A 19,558-nucleotide genomic window follows, 5' to 3' on the forward strand; every position below is an offset into this window, starting at 1 on the left:
TGGCCCGGATCACATCAAGCGATCGGAGGTACAGCAAATGAAGGGAATTCCACGCTTTGCGGCCTGGGGACTACAGGCGCTCGCGTTGTTGGGGCTGGCCGTGGCCGGCACACACGCCCGGGCCGAAGGCTATCCTGCCAAACCGCTGGTGCTGGTGGTGCCGTTTCCCGCGGGAGGCGCAGTGGACATCATCGGCCGCATGGTCGGCAAGGCGCTGGGCGACCGGCTCGGCCAGCCCGTGGTGATCGAGAACCGCGCCGGCGCCGGCACTATCGTGGGCGCCAGCTACGTGGCCAAGGCCGCGCCCAACGGCTACACGCTGTTCATCAGCTCGGGCTCGACGTTCACGGTCAATCCCGCCATCAACGCTAGCTTGCCCTATGACCCGGTCAAGAGCTTCGAGCCGGTCGGCCTGGTGGCGCGCGTGCCGTTGGTCGTACTGGCCAATCGCAACGTGCCGGCAAACAGCCTGAAGGACATGGTGTCGCTGACCAAGGCCGCGCCGGACAAGTACGCCTATGGTTCATTCGGCACCGGCACCACGGGGCATTTCGCTGGCGAGATGCTGCTCGAAGCCACTGGCATGAAGCTGCAGCACATCCCTTACAAGGGGAGCGCGCCAGCCGTTGCTGACCTGATCGGCGGCCAGATCCCGTTTTCTGTGGACACCGTTGCCGCTTCGCTGCCGCATATCCGCAGCGGCAAGATCAAGCCGATTGCCGTGACTGGCGCCACGCGCGCAACCGCGTTGCCCGATGTGCCAACCGTCGCGGAGTCCGGCTTTCCCGGCTTCGATGCCGATGCCTGGGTAGCCCTCGCGGCGCCACGAGGGCTGCCGGCGGAGGTGCGCGCCCGCCTGGACAAGGCAATTGCCGAGGTCGCCAGGGATCCGGAGATCCAGAAGAAACTGCTCGCCAACGGGCTCGAGCCGGCCTATGCAACACCCGAGCGGGTCAGCGCCATGATCGACGCGGAGCTGCCGCGCATGCGGGCGATTGCGCAGCGCGCCGGTATCCAATCCAACTGAAGTGAAGGTTGCCGATGGCCGGTTTCCGATTCGTCCGGCGGTCTGGCAGCTAAGTTGGCAACCCTCTGCCACTGGCGCAGAGGGAATTCATTCACGAGCCATTGCGGTTTTGCCGAGCCTGGAGCGCCGGTAGTCAGCCCATGCGCGACCCCTTACAAGCTCGCAGAGCGCGATGGTAGGTATGTGGCCATCTCATCGACCGGGTCCATTTCTTTCCGCCAGTCCATTGTTCGCCGTGGCGAACAATGTTTCCATGAATCAAGTCATTGCTTACGCAAGCTGTCATATGAGCGCCCTAATATCCCCGACGCGTCAGGAAGGGCCGCTTGGTTCGGCGGCCGGCCTTAATGTGGACTGACGGCAGGGAACCAACTCGTTCAAACAGTCTTCCGATTCAACAATGAAAAATGCTCTCCTCGCAGTGACATTCGCTGCCTGCGCCACGTCGGGCGCCGCCTTTGCCCAGTCGTCCAACGTGACGCTCTATGGCATCGCCGATGCCGGCATCAGTTTCCAAAATCATGTCAATGGTGGCGCCAACGGCAGTGGCTCAGTCACTGGTGTGACATCGGGCGGCCTGTCCGGCTCGCGTTGGGGTCTGCGCGGCGTGGAGGACCTCGGCAACAACCTGAAGGGCATCTTCGTACTGGAAAGCGGTTTTGATATCGACACCGGCAAGTCCGCCCAGGGTGGCCGGCTGTTTGGTCGCCAGGCCTATGTTGGCCTGCAGGGCGATTTCGGCGCCGTGACCCTGGGCCGTCAGCAGAACTCGCTGTACGACCTGTTCGGGGCCTATGATCCGATGGCAGTCGGCCCGATCTATTCGCTGAACTCTGTGGACAATCAGTTCAACGGCCGCGCCGATAATGCCATCAAGTACACGGGCAAGTTCGGTGGCCTGACGGCAACTGGCTTCTACAGCTTCGGCCGTGACGTGAACACTGGCCTGGGAGGTGAAGTGCCAGGCCACTTCAAGGTCGGTACCAACTTTGGCGGCGGTCTGGCCTACGCGAACGGCCCGTTCTCGGTGGGCGTTGCCTATGACCAGTTCCAGGGCAGCACCCTGGCTTCAGCGGACCTGACCGCCAAGCGCGCCGCGATCGGCAGTTCGTATGCCTTCGGCGATGCCAAGGTATTCGCTGGCTACCGCTGGATGCGCGACGAGGTCACCACGGGTACGGCGCGTCACGATAACCTGTACTGGCTTGGCGCGAACTACAGGTTCACGCCGGCCTTCACGCTGACCGGCGCGGCCTACTATACGGACGCCCGCACTGACAGCAAGGATTCGTGGATGTTCGTGCTGAACGCGGACTATGCCTTCTCCAAGCGCACCGACGCGTACCTGCTGCTCGGCTATGTGAGCAACAAAGGCAATGCAACCTACGGCGTAACCGGTACCGCGAATACGCTGCCAGGACAGAACCAGACCGGCGCGATGATTGGCGTTCGCCACCGGTTCTGATATAGCTTGAGCACGCGCATCAGCGCGTGCACGAAAGAGATTCATATCGACCTTGGCTTGTCACTGGGTTCAAGGACGTTGGCCGGCAGCTATGCTGGCCTTTTTTCTGGTTCTTCGCCGGAATACGGGGAACGGGCAATGATGGGGTTGTCGTGCTTGGCAGGCGCTGCTGTTTCGCCGGCGTAGCCGGCGGGGGCGGCGCCTGCCAAGAACGAGACGCCAATCCGGACAAGAGAACTTGGCACAGTCTCCAGCTTGCGATGCCGGCCATTGTCTGTCAGGCGGAACAGTTTGTCGTCCTGGAGAAGTTTTTCTCATGCTCAGTCTCAGATAGACTCCGCCATCTTTCCCAGTGTCCTGAACCTTGTTCCACCCCCTCCACTCGCCAAGCAGCTTCCACCTTGGCGTTTGCCCTGTCCTAGGCATCAAAGTGCAGCACCCCCTGCATGCCATCGCCACACTGCGCTGCCGCCGATGCAACGCGCTCCTGTTGCTGACGCTTCCGTTTCGCCGCAGAGCTTGCGTGCGCGCGAGCCATTGCCGCGGCCCACGCGAAGGTTGGGTGATCAATCAAGCTATATGGGCGTTGAAGGCACCCTTATTACCAGGGAGTAGGGCGTTGTGATGAACATGGGCAGCTGGCCATCCTCACGAGACTGGATTTTTTCCTTCAAGGCCTTCATTGCCGCGATGCTGGCGTTGTGGATTGCGATGTACCTTGGTTTGCCGCGTCCGTACTGGGCGATGGGCTCCGTTTACATCGTGGCGCATCCGCTCACCGGTGCGACGCGCTCGAAGGCGCTGTACCGCGTGCTCGGCACGCTGCTGGGCGCGGCGGCTGGCGTGGCGATGGTGCCGCCGCTGGTCAGTTCCCCGCCGCTGCTGATTGCGGCCGTGGCCATCTGGGTGGCTTGCCTGCTCTATGTGGCCTTGCTGCACCGTACGCCGCGCAGCTATTTGTTCATGCTGGCAGCCTATACCCTGCCGCTGGTGGCGTTGCCTTCCGTCGACAATCCCGTTGGCATCTTCGACCTGGCCGTGGCCCGTTCCGAAGAAATCTGTCTCGGAATTCTCTGCGCCAGCGTAGTGGGTGCCGTGATCATGCCGGCCAGCGTGGCCGGCGTGTTGCGCAACAAATCGCGGCAGTGGATGGCCGATGCTGCGCTGTGGGCCAGCGACATGCTGTCGCCAGGCCCCGGCGCGCAGGTGACCCGTCATCACAGCCGGCATCGCCTGGCCGCGGACATCCTGGCGTTGGACCAGTTGATCAGCCAGCTGAGCTATGACGCCGAGAGCGCCGCGCACGTGCGTGCCGCTCGTGAACTGCGCGGGCGGATGACGATGCTGCTGCCGGTGCTGTCGTCGCTTGCGTCGATCATCGAAGCGATGCGGGGTGCCGGCGGCGTTCCGGCGCCGCTAGCCTTGCGGATGCGCGCGCTGAAGGACTGGATCGAACGTGGCAGGGCAGAGGCATCGCCCCTCGCTCACAGTCCGGTGCTGCCGGATCCGGGCCGTGATGCTGCGCTCGCCGCAGCCGCAGAAGACCGGCTGCACCAGTTGGCTGCGCTCTGGGAAGACTGCATGACGCTGTGCTGTCGCCTGGGCGAGAAGCACATCGCCGGCAAATGGGCGCCCAGGTTCGTGCGCTGGGACGTAGGCCGTGCACGCCATTATGACCACGGCATGCTGCTGTTCTCGACCGTCACAGTGGCGCTTGCGATCTTCGCGATGGGCATGTTGTGGATCCAGATGGGCTGGGCCGATGGGGCCGGCGCGGTGGCGCTTGGCGCGATCTCGTGCTGCTTCTTCGCAGCGCTCGACGAGCCCGCGCCCATGATCCGGTCGTTCTTCCACTGGAACGTGGTCTGCCTGTTGATCTCGCTTGTGATGCTGTTCGCGGCGTTGCCGACCGCGCATGACTTCGAGATGCTGGTGCTGATGTTCGCGGTGCCATACCTGATTATCGGGCTCCTGGTTGCCCAGCCGCGCCTGGCCATGATCGGCATGCCGCTGGCCGTGGTCACAGCCAACGACATCGGCATCCAGGGCGCCTACAGTGCCAACTTCCAGTCGTTCTTCAACAGCAACGTGGCCGGCATCGCGGGCATCGCGTTTGCGCTGGCCTGGACGCTTGTCGTGCGCCCGTTCGGTACGCGCGCTGCCACGCGGCGCCTCGTGCGTGCCGGCTGGGGCGATATCGCCGAGAACGCAATGGGCACGCGGGCCGAATCCCATGCCCGTTTGCGCGCCCGCATGCTGGACCGCCTGGCGCAGCTGGTGCCGCGGCTGGCGGCAACTGAAAGCGAGGTTTCGGACGACGGCTTCAGCGAAGTGCGTGTGGAACTGACTACGCTGGCCCTGCAGCGGGAGATGGCAGACATGCAGCCAGAGGAGCAGCATGCGGTCAGACGTGTACTGCGCAGCATCTCCACCTACTACAAGGCACGCCTTGACGGCAAGCTCGACGCACCACCGCTGGCGTTGCGCAAGCGCCTGGCCAATGCGCAGCAGAAGGTTCACTCGCGCATCGCGCTGGCCGCGCTTGTCGAAATGCAGGTGGCCCTGTTTCCTCCGGCGCTGCCGGAATCCATTTCCGGAGAAGCTTGATGCCCGGTGAAATCAGCATCTATGGCGTATTCATTCCCAGCCTGCTGGTCTGGATGCTCGCCGCCTTCCTCCTCACGAGCGCCGCGCGTGCCGTACTGGTGCGGGTGGGCTTCTACCGGCACGTCTGGCATCGTTCCCTCTTCAATCTGGCGCTTTACGCAATCGTCCTCGGTGGGGTGGTTGGCATCGTGCCTTGGCTGCAGTCATGAAATTCAAACTTTCTTCTCTTGGGCCGGTCCTGCTGACACTGGCCGTCACAGCCGTGGGCGCTGTCGTCGTCAAGCACCTTTGGGACTATTACACGGTGGCGCCATGGACCCGCGATGGGCATATCCGTGCCGACGTGGTGCAGGTGGCACCGGATGTTTCGGGACTCGTCACCCGCATCGCGGTCAAGGACAACGAGCATGTGAAGGCGGGCGATGTCCTGTTCGAGATCGATCGCGAACGCTATGCGCTGGCGCTGCGCCAGGCGGAGGCGACCGCGGCGGCGGTACGTGCAAATCTTGCACAGGCGCGGCGCGAGGCCTCGCGCAGCCAGGCGCTCTCTGAAGTGGTATCGAAGGAGATCGTCGAAGAAGGCCTCGCCAAGGTGCAGCAGGGCGAAGCCCAGCTTGCGCAGGCCGAAGCCGCCGTCGACGTGGCAAGGCTGAACCTGGCACGCACGCGTGTGGTGAGCCCGGTCGAAGGCTACGTCAATGACCGGCTGCCGCGGCTGGGCGACTATGTCGTGACCGGCAAGCCGGTGCTGTCGATGGTCGATTCGAAGTCCTTCCACGTGGAAGGCTATTTCGAGGAAACCAAGTTGCAAGGCATCCATATCGGGAGCCCGGTCGATATCCGGATCATGGGCGAGCAGCGCGTGCTGCACGGCCATGTGCAGAGCATCGCGGCCGGCATTGAAGACCGGGACCGCAGCAATGGTTCGAACCTGCTGCCAAATGTGAACCCGACGTTCAACTGGGTCCGCCTGGCCCAGCGCATCCCGGTGCGGATCCAGTTCGATGAGATGCCCGAGGCCGTGCGGCTGGTGGCAGGTCGTACCGCCACGGTGTCGGTGAAGGGGGAGATCGAGAACGCGGACGGCCGGCCTGGCGCGGCCGCGGGGGCTGGCAAGGATGTCCCGCGTGATCAGGTCGCGCGGGCCGGCAAGGAGACGTCGATGTCGATCACCGGAGCCGTGCAGTGAAGCGCATTTCCCGCGCCACGCTGGTGGCGATGTTGCCGCTGGCGCTGGCTGCCTGCATGACCGTCGGCCCCGATCACAAGGTGCCCGACGACGCAGCCGTGAATTCTCCGGCTGCCAGCGGCCTCTTCGCCGGCGCGGACAATGCCGCGGTCTCGATCGGTGCGGTTCCGGGCAACTGGTGGCGTCTGTACGACGATCCGCAGATTGACGCGATGGTGAAACAGGCGCTGGTCGCCAACACCGACCTGCGCGTGGCTGCGGCCAACCTGAAGCGCGCCATCGCCGTCTATCACGAGGTCGAAGCGGAAAACCTGCCGGAAGCCAGGTTCAAGGCCGGCGTGCAGCGCGGGCAGATCGCCGGCGAGCCGCTGCTCCATGAAGAGAAGATCCCCGCGATGAACTTCGGCGACATCGGGTTCGAGGTTTCGTACCTGCTCGATTTCTGGGGCAAGCTTGCGCGAGCCGACGAAGCTGCACTCGCTGCCGCACAGGCCAGCCACGCGGCGTTGGACCAGGCCCGCGTGGGCGTCGTGGCGGAAACGGTCCGCGCTTATGTGCAGGGTTGCACGGCCACGCATGAATTGCACGTCGCGGAACACCAGCTTGAGCTGCAGGAGCGCGGCGTCCATCTGGCGCAGAAACTCGTGGATGCAGGCCGCGGCCAGCCAACGGATTTGCTTCGTGCGCAGGCACAGGCCGATACGCTGCGCTCGGCACTACCGCGATATCGCGCCGAGCGGGAAGCCGCCGCATACCGGCTTGCCGTGATGCTCGGCAAGCCGCCTGGGGCGCTTGATCTCAGCAGCGTGGCGTGCGAGCGCGTGCCGGCCTTGCGCCAGCCATTGCCGGTTGGCGATGGCGCCGCATTGCTCAAGCGCCGGCCCGATGTCCGCCAGGCTGAACGAGAGCTGGCCACGGCGACGGCGAAGATCGGCGTGGCTACGGCCGACCTGTACCCGCAGATACGTATCGGCGCTTCGGCAGGCTTCACCGGTATCCTCGACCACCTCGGGCAGGCGCCCACCGCCCACTGGGGTTGGGGGCCGCTGATATCGTGGACCATCCCGACCAGCGGCACGCGTGCGCGTATCCATGGCATGGAGGCTGGCGCCGAAGGCGCGCTCGCGCACTTCGATGGGGTGGTGCTGAAGGCGCTGCGCGAAACGCAGAGCGCGCTGTCGGCCTACACGCATGAGCTCGAGCGCAATCAATCGCTGCATGCGGCGCGTGACAAGGCCAACGAGGCCGCCCGGCAGAACCGGCAGTTGTGGCAGGCGGGGCGTTCGCCGTACCTGCAAAGCCTGGATGCGGATCGTACCCTGGCCAATGCCGATGCCGCGCTGGCCGCATCGGATGCGCAGGTAGCGATGGACCAGATCAACCTGTTCCTGGCGCTCGGGGGCGGGTGGCAGGATGCGCCCGCCATTGCCAGCCATGCAGTCGGCGAGCAAACGCATTGACGCCTTGACCTGGCAAGCTGGCTGAGTCTAGCGGTGGCCAAACACCGGCTTTCTCTTTTCGAGGAAGGCATTCATGCCTTCATGCGCGTCATCGCTCGCGAAGCGCACGTGCAGGTGCCGGCGCTCGAACAGGATGCCTTCACTCAGCGACGCCTCGTAGGCCCGGTTGACCGACTCCTTGATTGCCATCAGAGCCGGCAGGGAATAGCCGGCAATGGTGGTGGCCAACGCGAGCGTTTCCTCCATCAGCCGCTCGTCGGCGACAACGCGCGACACCAGCCCGTAACGGTCGGCCTCGCTCGCATCGAGCTGCCGCGCCGACAGGCACATGTCCATCGCCTTGGCCTTGCCGATCGCGCGAGGCAGACGCTGCGTGCCGCCGGCGCCAGGCAGCATCGCGAGCTTGATTTCCGGGAGGGCGAACTTCGCGCTTTGCGCGGCCACGATCAGGTCGCATGCAAGCGCAAGCTCGCAGCCGCCTCCCATCGCGAAGCCCGCTACCGCGGCGATCACCGGCTTGCGCACGCGCCGGATCGTCTCCCAGTTGCGCGTAATGAAGTCGCTGCAATAAACGTCCATGTAGGACCAGTCGGCCATGGCCGCGATGTCGGCGCCGGCGGCGAAGGCCTTCGCACCGCCGGTCAGGACAATCGCACCGATGCCTTCGTCCGCGTCGAGCGCCAGCAATGCTGCGCCGAGCCGGTCCATCACGGCGTCGTTAAGGGCGTTGAGTTGCTGCGGCCGGTTCAGCGTGACGATGCCGACACGCCCGGTACGCCCGACGAGAACCACTTGCTCTTCCATTTCTTATCTCTCCTGGCGGCGGGATGGACGGCTGATCAGAGCGTGCCGTCGCTCAGCATCTCGCGCAGCCTGAATTTCTGGATCTTTCCTGAGGGGGTGGCGGGCATCGCGTCGCGCACCGCCAGCCGCTCAGGGATGTACTGGATCGCCACCTTCTGTGCCTTGAGGAACTCCACCATGCCGGCGAAGTCGACATGCTGGCCCGGCTTGGGCACGACCACGGCGCAGGCTCGCTCGCCGAGTCGCTGGTCGGTATAAGCGACGATTGCGACTTGCGCGATGGCGGGGTGCTTGTAGAGCAGCGCCTCGATCTCGAACACCGGAATGTTCTCGCCACCTCGGATGATGACGTCCTTGCTGCGTCCGCTGATGCGGATGTAGCCATTGGCATCCATGCTGGCCAGGTCGCCGGTGTCGAACCAGCCGTCGGCATCCGTGCCGTTCAGTTGCGGCCGCTTCAGGTAACCACCGAAGTTCGAACACGAGCGCACCATAAGCCTGCCAACCTCGCCGGGCGGCAACGGCTGCCCGGCGGAATCGATGACCTGCAAATCCACGCCGGGGAGCGGGCAGCCATCGGTGGTGAAAGCGAGCTGGTCGTCGTCATCGAGCCTGATCAGGGTGACCGCGCCGTTCTCCGTCATGCCCCACGCCGAGACGATCTTCGTGCCCAGTACCCGCCGTGCCTGCTCGACCAGCGGGCCTGGGATCGGGGCCCCGGCACACAGGAAGGTGCGCAGGCTTGGCACCGTGCCGCCGCTTTCCTGGACGGTCTTGGTGAGGTCAGTCAGGAACGGCGTCGAGGCCATTGTGAAGCTGACGCCTTCGGCGCGGATGAGTTCGATGGCCTTGTTCGGCTCCCATGTGTCCTGCAGGACCACGCCGGCCCGCAGCATGATGGGCATCATCAGGCCGTACATGAAGCCGGTCTGGTGCGCCATGGGCGACGCCATCAGGATGACGTCGTCCTGGCCCAGCCTCAGGCGATCGGCGTACGGCAGGATGTTGGCCATCAAGGTGTTGGCCGAGTGCATCACGCCCTTGGGCTCGCCGGTCGTGCCCGAGGTGTAGATCAGCTGCGTGATGTCGTCGGGGCCTGGCCGGTGGCTTGTCAGGATGGTTTTGGCGTCTGGCTCGCGCTCCCACTCGGGACTCGTGAGCAAGGTATCGAAGTCATCGGCACCGCCGCCGCCCACGACGATGATGCGCCGCAGGGATGGCAAGCCAGGTTGCAGCGAGCGAGCCATTGCCTCGTGATCGAAGCCTCGGAACACCTTCGGCACGACCAGGACTTTCGCCTCCGAATGCTTGAGCATGAACGAGAGTTCGCGCTCCCGGAAGATATGCATCAGCGGATTGAGCACCGCACCGATGCGCGAACAAGCCAGGTAGAGCAGGCTGAACTGCCACCAGTTCGGCAGTTGCATCGCCACGACGTCATTGCGGCCAACGCCCAGGCGGGCCAGGCCCACGGCGATCCGATCGGCCATCGCCCCCAGCTCGCGGTAGGTGAAGCGCCGGGTTTCCCCCGTTTCGACCCGAACGGCTGTCAGGGCGAGCTTGTCGGGGCAGGCGGCAATGCAAGCGTCCAGATCGCCGTTGATCGTGCGATCGTGCCAGTAGCCCCTGGCGATGCTTGTGGCGCGGCGCGGCGCCAGCAGGACGGCGTCGAATTCCATGGCATGTCTCCTTTTTTCGTTATGGGAAGCAAGCAGGAACAGGCGTGATCAGGCCGGTACCGCGCCACGGCCGGCGCGGTCGCGGGCGATGATGGTCTTCATGATCTGGGCGGTGCCGTCGCCGATCTGGAAGCCCAGTACATCGCGCAGGCGCTGTTCCATCAGGCCGCGGTCATAGCCGCCATGCCCGTGCATAAGCAGGCATTGATGGACGACGTCGTAGGCCAGTTTGGGGGCCCACCACTTGCACATGGCGGCCTCGGCGCTGTGCGGCGCGCCCTTATCCTTCAGCCACAGCGCCTGCAGGCACAGCAGCCGGGCGGCCACGACCTGCGTGTCGAAATCAGCCAGCGGATGGGAGACGCCCTGGAAGGCGGACAGGGGTTTGCCGAACGCCTGCCGTTCCGCGGCATAGGCCCAGGTTTCCTCGAGCGCCACGCGGGCTACGGCGAGCACCTGGAGCCCGATCAGCGCCCGCGAGAAATCGAAGCCCTGCATCACCTGCACAAAGCCCTTGTTCTCTTCGCCGAGCCGGTGGTCCACCGGGACGCGCACGTTCTCGAAGAAGATAGAGCCACGGCCGATTGCCCGTTGCCCATGGCAGTTGAAGCGATTGGTAGTGATGCCGGGCAGGTCCATGGGGACGAGCAGTGCCGTGACGCCGTGCGCCGCGGACTCGACGGACCCGGTACGTCCGAAGACCACTGTGGCATCGGCCTGGTCGGCCGCGGAGATCGAGGTCTTCTCTCCGTTGATCACGTATTCGTCGCCGACGCGCTCGACCCGCAGGCGCAGGTTGGCGGCATCCGAGCCGCCGCGCGGTTCGGTCAGCGCGATGGCCAGCAAGGCTTCGCCGCGCGTGAGACGGGTCAGCCAGGGGCGTACGACCTCCGGCTTGCCGTGGTGCGCAAGGATCTGTCCGTTGAGCGAAGCCAGCAGGTTGATATAGGAGAGGCTCAGGTCGGCCCGGGCCACCTCCTCGTGGATAACGCCGGCGGCAAGGCATCCCAGCCCCTGGCCGCCGTACGCCTCCGGCAATTCCGGGGCGATAAACCCCATCTCGCCCATCTCGCGCATCAGGGCACGGTCGAGCACGCGAGTGTCGTCGCGCTCCTGGAAACCGGGCGCGATGCGGTCCGTTGCGAAGCGCCTGGCGTGGTCGCCAAGGGTTACGAGGTCTTCATTGAGATAGGGGTTCATGGCTTGTCTCCTGGGGGGAGCAGGGCAAAGGGGGGGCTGGCGCGCCCGGCGTGCGCGCCATGCAACATAAGGAGAATCGATCGGTGGCCGCGCTTACTTCGCGTACTTGCGGAACTCCGGCTTGCGCTTTTCCTTGAGCGCGGCCACGCCTTCGCGCGACTCTTCGGTGTCGTAGTACAGCTTCAGCGCGTACATGCCCATGCCGGCGATGCCGCTCTGGTGTGCCGTGTCCATATTGAAGCTGCGCTTGGCGATGGCCAGTGCCGTCGGGCTGCGCTCGCAGAGTTCTTCGCCCCACTTCTGTACTTCCGCGTCCAGCTGGTCGTGCGGCACGCATGCATTGGCCAGGCCCATCGCCACGGCTTCCTGCCCCGAATAGCGTCGGCACATGTACCAGATTTCACGGGCCTTCTTCTCGCCGACGACCCGTGCGAGGAACGCGGTGCCGTAGCCAGGATCGACCGATCCCATCTTGGGGCCCACCTGGCCGAAGATCGCCTTCTCCGAACAGATGGTCAGGTCGCAGATCGTGCACAGCACATTGCCGCCGCCGATCGCGAAGCCTTGCACGCGCGCAATCACGGGCTTGGGCACGTTGCGGATGGCGTCGTGCAGTTCTTCCATCGGCAGGCCGATGGTGCCGCGGCCGTCGTAGTTGCCGTCATGCGCCGACTGGTCGCCACCAGTGCAGAAGGCGCGGTCGCCGGCACCGGCCAGCACGATGGCGCCTACGCTCTTGTCATAGCCGGCCTTGTTCAGGGCCTTGATCAGCTCATCGCAGGTCTGGCCGCGGAACGAGTTCATCTTGTCCGGGCGGTTGATGGTGATCCAGGCCACGCCGTTGCGGTTCTCGTACAGAATGTCTTCGAAGGTCATTTCTCAGTCTCCTCTTGGGTTTGCCGGGATCAGCCGTTCATCGTCAGGCCGCCCGACACGCTCAGTACCTGGCCTGTCACATAGGCGGCGTCATCGCTCGCGAAGAACAGCACGGCCCCAGGCAGGTCATCCGGCTGGCCGATACGGCCCAGAGGAATGGAACGGGTGAACGCTTCCATCAATTTCTCGGGGTTGCCTGCGCCTTCCTTGTATTCGGCAAACAGCGCCGTATCGGTCGGGCCCGGGCAGACCACGTTGACGGTGATCCCGTGGCGGGCATGCTCACGGGCGATGGTCTTGGAGAACGACACCAGACCGCCCTTGCAGGCGGCATAGACTGCCTCGCCAGAAGAGCCGACCCGTGCGGCGTCCGAGGCAACATTGATGATGCGGCCCTGTTTGCGTGCCGACATGCCGGGCAGTACGGCATGATGCATATGCAGTGCCCCGGTCAGGTTGATCGCAATGAGCTTGTCCCATTGCGCCGGCTCGGTCTTGGTGAATGGCTTGAACACATCCCAGCCGGCGTTGTTGACCAGCACGTCGATCGGCCCGAGCTTCGACTCGGCCGCGGAGACGGCGGCATCCACGGCGGCACGGTCCGTGATGTCGCAGGGGAACGCCTCGGCCAGGCCGCCGTCGGCCCGGATCTCGGCGGCCACTTTTTCCGCCGCCTCCAGATTCAGGTCGAACACCGCGACGCGCGCGCCTTCCTTGCCGAAGCGGCGGCAAGTCGCCCCGCCAATTCCGCCGCCACCGCCCGTGATGACTACCGTTTTGCCTTCGAATCGCTGCATCGTGCCTCCTATCGCTTGTGATGGCCCTGGTTTGAGCAACATACGTCTCAAGAACCGTTTATATAAGTAAATATGTTGACGTATATTAGCAGGGTATCGTCCAAGTGCAAGTGGAAGTTTTTCCAGAAGAAGATTATGGAAAACCCTAGTTATAGCGCCTCTGTCAAGGACATTCTTGCCGACAGATTGTTTTTTGTTTGTGGCAATGCGCAAATATGTTGCGCACAATGGGAGCCTGGGCGGTTGGGCAAGAAGGTCTGATCACGCAACAGGGCATTGACCGGAAGCCAGGTTAGAGGGCTACGGCTTGTAGCCGTCGTTCAGCGTCTTGAGAAGCACGATCACGTCACGGATGGGTGTAGCACCCATGGGCCGATGAAGAGGAAATCCGGGCGCGGCACTGCCTGCGCCCGGTGTAAAGGCCCCAAAAAGCCTCGTTGTCAGGCCGTCGGCAAGACATACGCGACGGCATGCGAACGCATCAGGCGAAGACCGTCATAAAGCTCAGCTTGCGCTCGTCAACAAGGTCTTGGGCTCCAGGTACGCGCTCATGCCCCAGCGACCCATTTCGCGCCCGAGCCCCGAATGCTTGAAGCCTCCGAATGGTGCGCGCGGCTCGTGGGCCAAGGTGTTGACGAGCACGCGGCCCGAATCGATCTGGCGTGCCACACGTTCGCAGCGTTCCGGGTTCTTGCCCAGCACCAGGGCGCTCAGGCCGTAGCGCGTGTCGTTGGCAATGGCGATCGCGTCGGCTTCATCCTCGTAGGGGATGATGGTCAGCACGGGGCCGAAGATTTCCTCGCGCGCAATGCGCATCTGGTTGTTGGCATGGGTAAAGAGGGTGGGCTTCACGAACCAGCCGGCGCGCAAGCCATCGGGCCGGCCTTCACCTCCTGCCAGCAGCGTCGCGCCTTCCTCCTGTCCGATGCGGATGTAGTTCTGCACCCGCTCCCATTGCTTCCGGCTCACCATCGGGCCGATATCGGTGTCGGCATTGCGCGGGTCGCCGGATCGAATATGCGAGACTGCCGCTTTCGCGATTTGCTCGAATTCGGCCAGGCGACTGCGCGGCACGAGGATGCGCGTTCCCGCAATGCAGGCCTGGCCGCTGTTGAGGAAGCCGGCCTGCAGCACCAGCGGCATGATGGCGGCAAAGTCCGCGTCCTCCAGTACCACCGTGGGCGACTTGCCGCCCAGCTCCAGCGTCACGCGCTTCATCGTGGCTGCTCCAGTGGTGACCAGATGCTGACCCACTGCGGACGAGCCCGTGAACGAGATCTTGGCGACGCCGGGGTTGCGCGCGATCTCTTCGCCGACGACATCGCCGCGGCCATTGACGATGTTGAACACCCCGGGTGGAAGACCGGCTTCGTGCAGCGCCTGGGCAACGATCTGCGTCTGCATTGCGCTCATCTCGCTGGGCTTGATGACGGCGGTGCAACCCGCCGCCAGCGCGGTAGCCAGCTTGTTGCAGATAAAGCCCGCATTGCTGTTCCAGGGCGTAATCAGACCCGCGACCCCCACCGGCGTCTGGATCACCCTGGCCGCGCCGGCTTGTTCCTCGAACACGAAGGACTCCAGTGCATCGATCGCCTGGGCAATGACATCGGCCGGATACGTCGCCATCCAGCGCCCGCGCACTAACGGCGCGCCGTACTCCCTAAGGATGGCTTCCATCAGTTCATCCTCGCGCGCCGCCACGGCCGTGTGCATGCGCTGCAGGGCCGCAATGCGCTCCTCGCGTGTGGTGCGTGACCAGGCGGGGAACGCAGCCTGGGCCGCCGCGATGGCGCGCCGCGCGTCCTGCGCATCGCCCAGCCGCACCTGACCGATGACTTCCTCGGTGCTCGGGTCGTGGAGATCGAACCATTCGTCGCCGTGTGGCGTGACGAATTCGCCGTTGATATAGATGTGTTCAATGCGTTGCATGGCGGCTCCTGCCAGGAAGGGATGCAACGAAGTCTAGGTATGGTTTATTGTTCTGATAAGCCGTCTTGTTGCTGATGATGTATCCCTGATTTCAGGACAATCCATGCACCGAACAGGAATGACCGAGCTGGAAGTCGTTCTGGCCATCGCGCGCCGCAACAGCTTTCGCGGCGCGGCGCAGGAACTGGGCATGTCCACCACGGCCGTGAGCAGCGCAGTGGCCGGACTGGAGGCACGCCTGAGGGTGCGTCTCTTCAATCGATCGACGCGCAGCGTTGCCCTCACTGACGCGGGCCAACGCTATGTGGAGCGCATCGGTCCCGCATTGGCGGAAATCAAGAGCGCGGGCGAAGAGGCCGCTACGGGCCCCGACGTGCCCAGCGGCACGCTGCGCATCAATGCACCGCAGGGCGTGGCATACCTGCTGCTGGAGCCGCTTTTCAACGTGTATGCGCAGCGCTATCCCGAGGTGCAGATCGATATCGTGAGCGAATCGCGCATGATCGATGTGGTGGCCGAGGGATTCGACGCCGGTATCCGCCTGGCCGAGTCCGTGCCCCAGGACATGATCGCCGTGCCGCTCTCGCGCGACATCCGCATGCTCGTGGTGGCAACCCCCGAGTACCTGAAGCGCCACGGCACGCCCAGGCATCCGCGCGACCTGCTCAGGCACCAGAGTATCGGCATGCGCATGGCCCACGGCGGCATCTATCAGTGGGAACTGGAGCGCAAGGGCCAGAAGCTGCGGATGGATGTGCCGGTGCGCTTCGCGCTCAATGAGATGCCGGCCATCAAGCAGGCGGTACTGCTCGGGCTGGGCATCGGCTTCATCTCCGAATGGTTCATCGAGGAAGAGCTGAAGACCGGCGCCCTGGTGCCCGTGCTGACGCCGTGGTGCCCGTCGTTTGGCGGGCTGAGGCTCTACTACTCAGGTCATCGTTTCGTGCCTGCGCGGTTGCGCGCTCTCATCAGCCTGGTCCATGAACTGAACCTGGCTGAAGCGCCGTTGCGAGCGGTTCAAGCCGGATGATTCGAGGGTGCCGGCGCAGGCGCCAGGGTGGCCTGACGGGAAATCGCGCGAGCTTTGCCCTTCAACCCGCCAGTCCGCCTCCACCCAACAAGTCCTGCTCATCCAGCAGCGCATAGGCAATCTCCGGCGTAGCTTCCATTGCCCGCCGGACTGCTGCGGGAATCGCCTGCTTCGTCTTGCGGCATAGTCCGGGCTGGTCTTCCAGCTGGATGTTGATGCCCCGCAGCGTGCGCACGCCGTTCGCGCTCGGCGTGATGGTCAGGACGATGCCCAGTTGCGCCCGCAGGCGGTCACCCACATGCCGCAGGTCCGCCAGGCTCGTCACGGTTTCCAGGCGGGCCACGAGCCGTTTTTCTTCGTCGCGAGTCAGGCGCAGGACGCGGATATCGGCGTTCGGATCGGCCAGCAATGCTTCCCTGCGGCAGGTGCAGGCGCCGGGCGGGCACTCGGTGCGGATCGGGAAGGGCGCGTTCATCGGCGGCGGGGGGAGGTCCCGTGCGGGGGCGGTAGCCGGATATCTTAAAGCACGATGCGGTGGGCCGGCGCATTGGACCGCCTGCATGACGTGCCGATTCGATTTATGCTGCCGCAGGCGGTGCAGGACCGCCGCATACCGAAACCAGACACGACCCATGCCAGGAGACCATATGGCCCTCTCGATGTATGACGTATCGATTCCCGCGTTCATCCGCGCCCTGACCAACCTTTCCGCCATCCTGGAAAAAGGGGCGGCGCATGCGCAGGCGCAAGGCCTGGACCCGGCCGACCTGATCCAGACGCGCCTGATCGCCGACATGGACCCGCTGTCGGCCCAGGTGCAGCGTGCCAGTGATGCCGCGAAGGGCTGCGCGGCGCGGCTCGCGGGTATCGACGTGCCGTCCTATGCCGATACGGAGGCGACGTTTCCTGAACTGCAAGAGCGTATCGCGAAGACAGTGGGCTTCCTGAAGTCGATCCGTCCCGAACAGCTCGACGGCAGCGAATCGAGGGTCATCGAGCTGAAACTGCGGCAGGGCACGGTGACCTTCGACGGCAAGAGCTACCTGCTGGGCTTTGCGCTGCCGAACTTCTACTTCCACATCACCACCGCCTACGACATCCTGCGCCACAAGGGGGTGCAGATCGGCAAGATGGATTACCTCGGCACGCGCTGAGGCGCTATCCCTGCCCCGGCCGGGGCAGGGGCTCAGTGCATCGCGGCGCCGGCGGGCAGCGTGCCGCGTGCATCGAAGCCGGCGGCGCGGTCCAGCCGGCCGCTCAGTTCCGTCAGGGCCAGCGCCACCAGCACGACGAGCGCACCGATCCAGGGCGTATGCATCAGGCCCAGGTGCGTGACGATCAGGCCGCCGGCCCAGGCCGCCCCGGCAATGCCAAGGTTGAAGGCCGCGATATTCAGGCCGGAGGCCACGTCGACCGCGTTCGGCGTATGGCGCTCTGCCTGCTTGACCACATAGACCTGCAGGCCCGGCACATTGCCGAAGGCGACGGCGCCCCAGGCCAGCACGGTGGCCACGACCAGCCACGGGTGCGGCGCGGTGAACGTCAGCACGAACAGCACGGCCGCGAGCAGCAGGAAGACCACCCGCAGGGCGGGAATCGGGCCATGGCGATCGGCCAGGCGGCCGCCCCAGATATTGCCCACGGCCACGGACACGCCATAGACCAGCATCACCAGTCCGACGGCGTTGGCGCTGAAGCCCGACACATCCTGCAGGATCGGCGCGAGGAAGGTAAACGGGATGAACGAGCCGCCGTAGCCGATCGCAGTCTTAGCGTACACCAGCAACAAGCGGGGCTCCGCCAGCACACGCGCCTGCTGCAGCAGCGACGCGGGCGGCGTGTGCCGGATCGAAGACGGCACGAACAGCAGGCTGCCCAGAAAGGCAATCATGCCAAGCCCCGACACGGCCAGGAAAGTCTCGCGCCAGCCGAAATGCTGGCCGATGAACGTCCCCAGCGGCACGCCGGTCACCAGTGCAACCGTCAGGCCGGTGAACATGATGGCGATGGCGCTGGCCGCCTTTTCCTTCGGCACCAGGCCGGTAGCGATGGTCGAGCCGATCGAGAAGAACACGCCGTGGGCCAGGCCGGTCAGGATGCGCGCCACGACCAGCGATTCATAGCCCGGCGCCTTCCAGGCGAGCAGGTTGCCAAGCGTGAAGAGCGCCATCAGCGACAGCAACAGCGCCTTGCGCGGCAGGCGGCCGGTCAGTGCCGTGAGCACGGGTGCGCCGACCGCCACGCCGAGGGCGTACAGGCTGACCAGCATGCCGGCCGATGGCACGCTGATGTGCAGGTCGGTGGCGATGGTCGGGATCAGCCCGACGATCACGAATTCCGTCGTGCCGATGGCGAATGCGCTGATGGTCAGCGCTAACAGGGCAATGGGCATGGTCTGCCTCCAGAAGATGGGATGGCGGCAGTGTGCCTGCATTACCTTTGCGGATTAACGTGGTGATCGACAGAAGATATTTGAAATAAATGCAAGAATATCGGGGCCGGCCGTTATGAAGCAGTCCGGTGTCCCGGGGGACGTCGGGGTGAAGATGCCTGCCCTTGCGTCACGTGCCGTCTGGTCGCCATATCAGCGAAAACCCTGACGCGTCTGGTATACTTCCGTGTTGTCTGGCCGCTGCCGGATACAGCCTGCGAGAGGCCATGCGGACCACCGCTCCGATGCACTGCCGGAGGGCGCCTTGCCTCAAGCCATCTCTGATACGGAGTCCTGGCCTCGCTCTCCCGACCCATGAAAGACCGGCCGCCATTGGCCGCTGAAACCATTGCGTTCCTGACCGGAGCGCGCCGCAAAGCATGACTTACGCCGTCAAGGAAATCTTCTATACGCTGCAGGGCGAAGGCGCCAACGCCGGCCGTGCCGCGGTGTTCTGCCGCTTTGCCGGCTGTAACCTGTGGAGCGGGCGGGAAGAGGACCGGGCCACGGCGGTATGCCAGTTCTGCGACACGGACTTCGTCGGCACCGACGGCACGCTCGGCGGCAAGTACCGCACGGCCGGGGAACTGGCCGCCACGGTCGCTTCCGAATGGCCGCAGGGCGCCGGCGGCAAGCCGCTGGTGGTATGCACGGGCGGCGAGCCGCTGCTGCAGCTCGATGCGCCGCTGATCGACGCATTGCACGCGCAGGGCTTCGAGATCGCGATCGAAACCAATGGCACGATCGAGGTTCCACAGGGCATCGACTGGGTTTGCGTGAGCCCCAAGATGGGCTCCGAGCTGGTGGTCAGGAAGGGCAACGAGCTGAAGGTCGTCATTCCACAGGCCGGGCAGGACTTCGCCGCATACGAGCAGCTGGATTTCCAGTATTTCCTGGTGCAGGCCATGGACGGCCCGCTGGCCCGCGAAAATACCGCCGCCGCCGTGGCGTTCTGCCAGCAGCATCCGCGCTGGCGCCTGTCGCTGCAGACCCACAAGCTGCTGGGCATCCGCTGATCGTCGCGGATGGCTGTCGCGTGGCCGCACAGTGGGCCACAATAGAGC

At 64.7% G+C, this 19,558-nt stretch carries 17 protein-coding genes; 9 read left to right on the forward strand and 8 right to left on the reverse strand.

Annotated features, from left to right (window positions below; all coding sequences use genetic code 11):
- The first annotated feature begins 37 nt into the window (after positions 1-37).
- From AC3FNH_RS14155 to AC3FNH_RS14180, 6 genes are all read left to right on the forward strand, one after another.
- On the forward strand, positions 38-1,027 hold the full coding sequence (locus tag AC3FNH_RS14155; protein WP_488720479.1) for a Bug family tripartite tricarboxylate transporter substrate binding protein: 990 nt from the start codon (positions 38-40) through the stop codon (positions 1,025-1,027).
- A 400-nt stretch (positions 1,028-1,427) separates the two neighbouring features.
- The gene (locus AC3FNH_RS14160) at positions 1,428-2,492 is read left to right on the forward strand and encodes a porin (protein WP_276100384.1); all 1,065 of its coding nucleotides are present in this window, start codon (positions 1,428-1,430) and stop codon (positions 2,490-2,492) included.
- Between the two features lie 630 nt (positions 2,493-3,122).
- Positions 3,123-5,099, forward strand: a complete 1,977-nt coding sequence (locus AC3FNH_RS14165) for an FUSC family protein (protein WP_488720503.1) — start codon at positions 3,123-3,125, stop codon at positions 5,097-5,099.
- A complete protein-coding gene (locus AC3FNH_RS14170; protein WP_276100385.1) occupies positions 5,099-5,308 on the forward strand; it encodes a DUF1656 domain-containing protein in 210 nt (69 codons plus the stop codon). Before AC3FNH_RS14165 ends, AC3FNH_RS14170 begins: the two co-directional genes overlap by 1 nt.
- Positions 5,305-6,288 carry an efflux RND transporter periplasmic adaptor subunit gene (locus AC3FNH_RS14175; protein WP_276100386.1) on the forward strand — a complete coding sequence of 328 codons (984 nt, stop codon included), beginning with the start codon at positions 5,305-5,307 and terminating at the stop codon, positions 6,286-6,288. Before AC3FNH_RS14170 ends, AC3FNH_RS14175 begins: the two co-directional genes overlap by 4 nt.
- Positions 6,285-7,748 (forward strand): efflux transporter outer membrane subunit, encoded by a 1,464-nt coding sequence (locus tag AC3FNH_RS14180; protein WP_488720480.1) that lies wholly within the window; start codon positions 6,285-6,287, stop codon positions 7,746-7,748. Before AC3FNH_RS14175 ends, AC3FNH_RS14180 begins: the two co-directional genes overlap by 4 nt.
- A 27-nt stretch (positions 7,749-7,775) precedes the next feature.
- On the opposite strand, the gene AC3FNH_RS14185 is transcribed toward AC3FNH_RS14180, so the two are convergent.
- From AC3FNH_RS14185 to AC3FNH_RS14210, 6 genes are all read right to left on the reverse strand, one after another.
- A complete protein-coding gene (locus tag AC3FNH_RS14185) occupies positions 7,776-8,552 on the reverse strand; it encodes an enoyl-CoA hydratase (RefSeq protein WP_488720481.1) in 777 nt (258 codons plus the stop codon).
- A gap of 35 nt (positions 8,553-8,587) precedes the next feature.
- Entirely contained in the window at positions 8,588-10,231 is a 1,644-nt protein-coding gene (gene aliA / locus AC3FNH_RS14190) for a cyclohexanecarboxylate-CoA ligase (protein ID WP_488720482.1), read from the reverse strand.
- Positions 10,232-10,279: 48 nt separating this feature from the next.
- Positions 10,280-11,431, reverse strand: coding sequence for a cyclohexanecarboxyl-CoA dehydrogenase (gene aliB, locus AC3FNH_RS14195; RefSeq protein WP_488720483.1), 1,152 nt, complete (start codon positions 11,429-11,431; stop codon positions 10,280-10,282).
- 93 nt (positions 11,432-11,524) lie between these two features.
- The gene (badI, locus tag AC3FNH_RS14200; protein ID WP_276100392.1) at positions 11,525-12,307 is read right to left on the reverse strand and encodes a 2-ketocyclohexanecarboxyl-CoA hydrolase; all 783 of its coding nucleotides are present in this window, start codon (positions 12,305-12,307) and stop codon (positions 11,525-11,527) included.
- Between the two features lie 29 nt (positions 12,308-12,336).
- Positions 12,337-13,104 (reverse strand): 2-hydroxycyclohexanecarboxyl-CoA dehydrogenase, encoded by a 768-nt coding sequence (gene badH, locus AC3FNH_RS14205; RefSeq protein ID WP_276100393.1) that lies wholly within the window; start codon positions 13,102-13,104, stop codon positions 12,337-12,339.
- Between the two features lie 504 nt (positions 13,105-13,608).
- Positions 13,609-15,033 carry an aldehyde dehydrogenase family protein gene (locus tag AC3FNH_RS14210; RefSeq protein WP_488720484.1) on the reverse strand — a complete coding sequence of 475 codons (1,425 nt, stop codon included), beginning with the start codon at positions 15,031-15,033 and terminating at the stop codon, positions 13,609-13,611.
- A gap of 103 nt (positions 15,034-15,136) precedes the next feature.
- Between AC3FNH_RS14210 and AC3FNH_RS14215 the strand changes: the two genes are divergently transcribed.
- On the forward strand, positions 15,137-16,063 hold the full coding sequence (locus AC3FNH_RS14215; protein ID WP_488720485.1) for a LysR family transcriptional regulator: 927 nt from the start codon (positions 15,137-15,139) through the stop codon (positions 16,061-16,063).
- Between the two features lie 61 nt (positions 16,064-16,124).
- Here AC3FNH_RS14215 and AC3FNH_RS14220 read toward each other — a convergent pair whose 3' ends face one another.
- On the reverse strand, positions 16,125-16,538 hold the full coding sequence (locus tag AC3FNH_RS14220) for a hypothetical protein (protein ID WP_488720486.1): 414 nt from the start codon (positions 16,536-16,538) through the stop codon (positions 16,125-16,127).
- 172 nt (positions 16,539-16,710) lie between these two features.
- On the opposite strand from AC3FNH_RS14220, the gene AC3FNH_RS14225 reads away from it, so the two are divergent.
- Positions 16,711-17,217 carry a DUF1993 domain-containing protein gene (locus AC3FNH_RS14225; RefSeq protein WP_276100399.1) on the forward strand — a complete coding sequence of 169 codons (507 nt, stop codon included), beginning with the start codon at positions 16,711-16,713 and terminating at the stop codon, positions 17,215-17,217.
- Between the two features lie 32 nt (positions 17,218-17,249).
- Here AC3FNH_RS14225 and AC3FNH_RS14230 read toward each other — a convergent pair whose 3' ends face one another.
- Positions 17,250-18,455: an MFS transporter gene (locus AC3FNH_RS14230; protein WP_276100400.1), complete on the reverse strand. Its 1,206-nt coding sequence runs from the start codon at positions 18,453-18,455 to the stop codon at positions 17,250-17,252.
- Between the two features lie 419 nt (positions 18,456-18,874).
- Here AC3FNH_RS14230 and queE point away from each other — a divergent pair, with 419 nt between their 5' ends.
- The gene (gene queE / locus AC3FNH_RS14235) at positions 18,875-19,510 is read left to right on the forward strand and encodes a 7-carboxy-7-deazaguanine synthase (RefSeq protein ID WP_488720487.1); all 636 of its coding nucleotides are present in this window, start codon (positions 18,875-18,877) and stop codon (positions 19,508-19,510) included.
- Positions 19,511-19,558: the final 48 nt, after the last annotated feature.

It is taken from the genome of Cupriavidus sp. 22TCCZM01-5, assembly GCF_057798915.1.

Bases quoted from the DNA above. Each gene is read 5' to 3' on its own strand.
- AC3FNH_RS14160 (WP_276100384.1), top strand. From the start codon at position 1,428: ATGAAAAATGCTCTCCTCGCAGTGACATTCGCTGCCTGCGCCACGTCG.
- AC3FNH_RS14210 (WP_488720484.1), bottom strand. From the start codon at position 15,033: ATGCAACGCATTGAACACATCTATATCAACGGCGAATTCGTCACGCCA.
- AC3FNH_RS14170 (WP_276100385.1), top strand. From the start codon at position 5,099: ATGCCCGGTGAAATCAGCATCTATGGCGTATTCATTCCCAGCCTGCTG.
- AC3FNH_RS14230 (WP_276100400.1), bottom strand. From the start codon at position 18,455: ATGCCCATTGCCCTGTTAGCGCTGACCATCAGCGCATTCGCCATCGGC.
- badI (WP_276100392.1), bottom strand. From the start codon at position 12,307: ATGACCTTCGAAGACATTCTGTACGAGAACCGCAACGGCGTGGCCTGG.
- aliB (WP_488720483.1), bottom strand. From the start codon at position 11,431: ATGAACCCCTATCTCAATGAAGACCTCGTAACCCTTGGCGACCACGCC.
- AC3FNH_RS14165 (WP_488720503.1), top strand. From the start codon at position 3,123: ATGGGCAGCTGGCCATCCTCACGAGACTGGATTTTTTCCTTCAAGGCC.
- AC3FNH_RS14155 (WP_488720479.1), top strand. From the start codon at position 38: ATGAAGGGAATTCCACGCTTTGCGGCCTGGGGACTACAGGCGCTCGCG.
- AC3FNH_RS14225 (WP_276100399.1), top strand. From the start codon at position 16,711: ATGGCCCTCTCGATGTATGACGTATCGATTCCCGCGTTCATCCGCGCC.
- AC3FNH_RS14215 (WP_488720485.1), top strand. From the start codon at position 15,137: ATGCACCGAACAGGAATGACCGAGCTGGAAGTCGTTCTGGCCATCGCG.
- badH (WP_276100393.1), bottom strand. From the start codon at position 13,104: ATGCAGCGATTCGAAGGCAAAACGGTAGTCATCACGGGCGGTGGCGGC.
- queE (WP_488720487.1), top strand. From the start codon at position 18,875: ATGACTTACGCCGTCAAGGAAATCTTCTATACGCTGCAGGGCGAAGGC.
- AC3FNH_RS14220 (WP_488720486.1), bottom strand. From the start codon at position 16,538: ATGAACGCGCCCTTCCCGATCCGCACCGAGTGCCCGCCCGGCGCCTGC.
- AC3FNH_RS14175 (WP_276100386.1), top strand. From the start codon at position 5,305: ATGAAATTCAAACTTTCTTCTCTTGGGCCGGTCCTGCTGACACTGGCC.
- aliA (WP_488720482.1), bottom strand. From the start codon at position 10,231: ATGGAATTCGACGCCGTCCTGCTGGCGCCGCGCCGCGCCACAAGCATC.
- AC3FNH_RS14185 (WP_488720481.1), bottom strand. From the start codon at position 8,552: ATGGAAGAGCAAGTGGTTCTCGTCGGGCGTACCGGGCGTGTCGGCATC.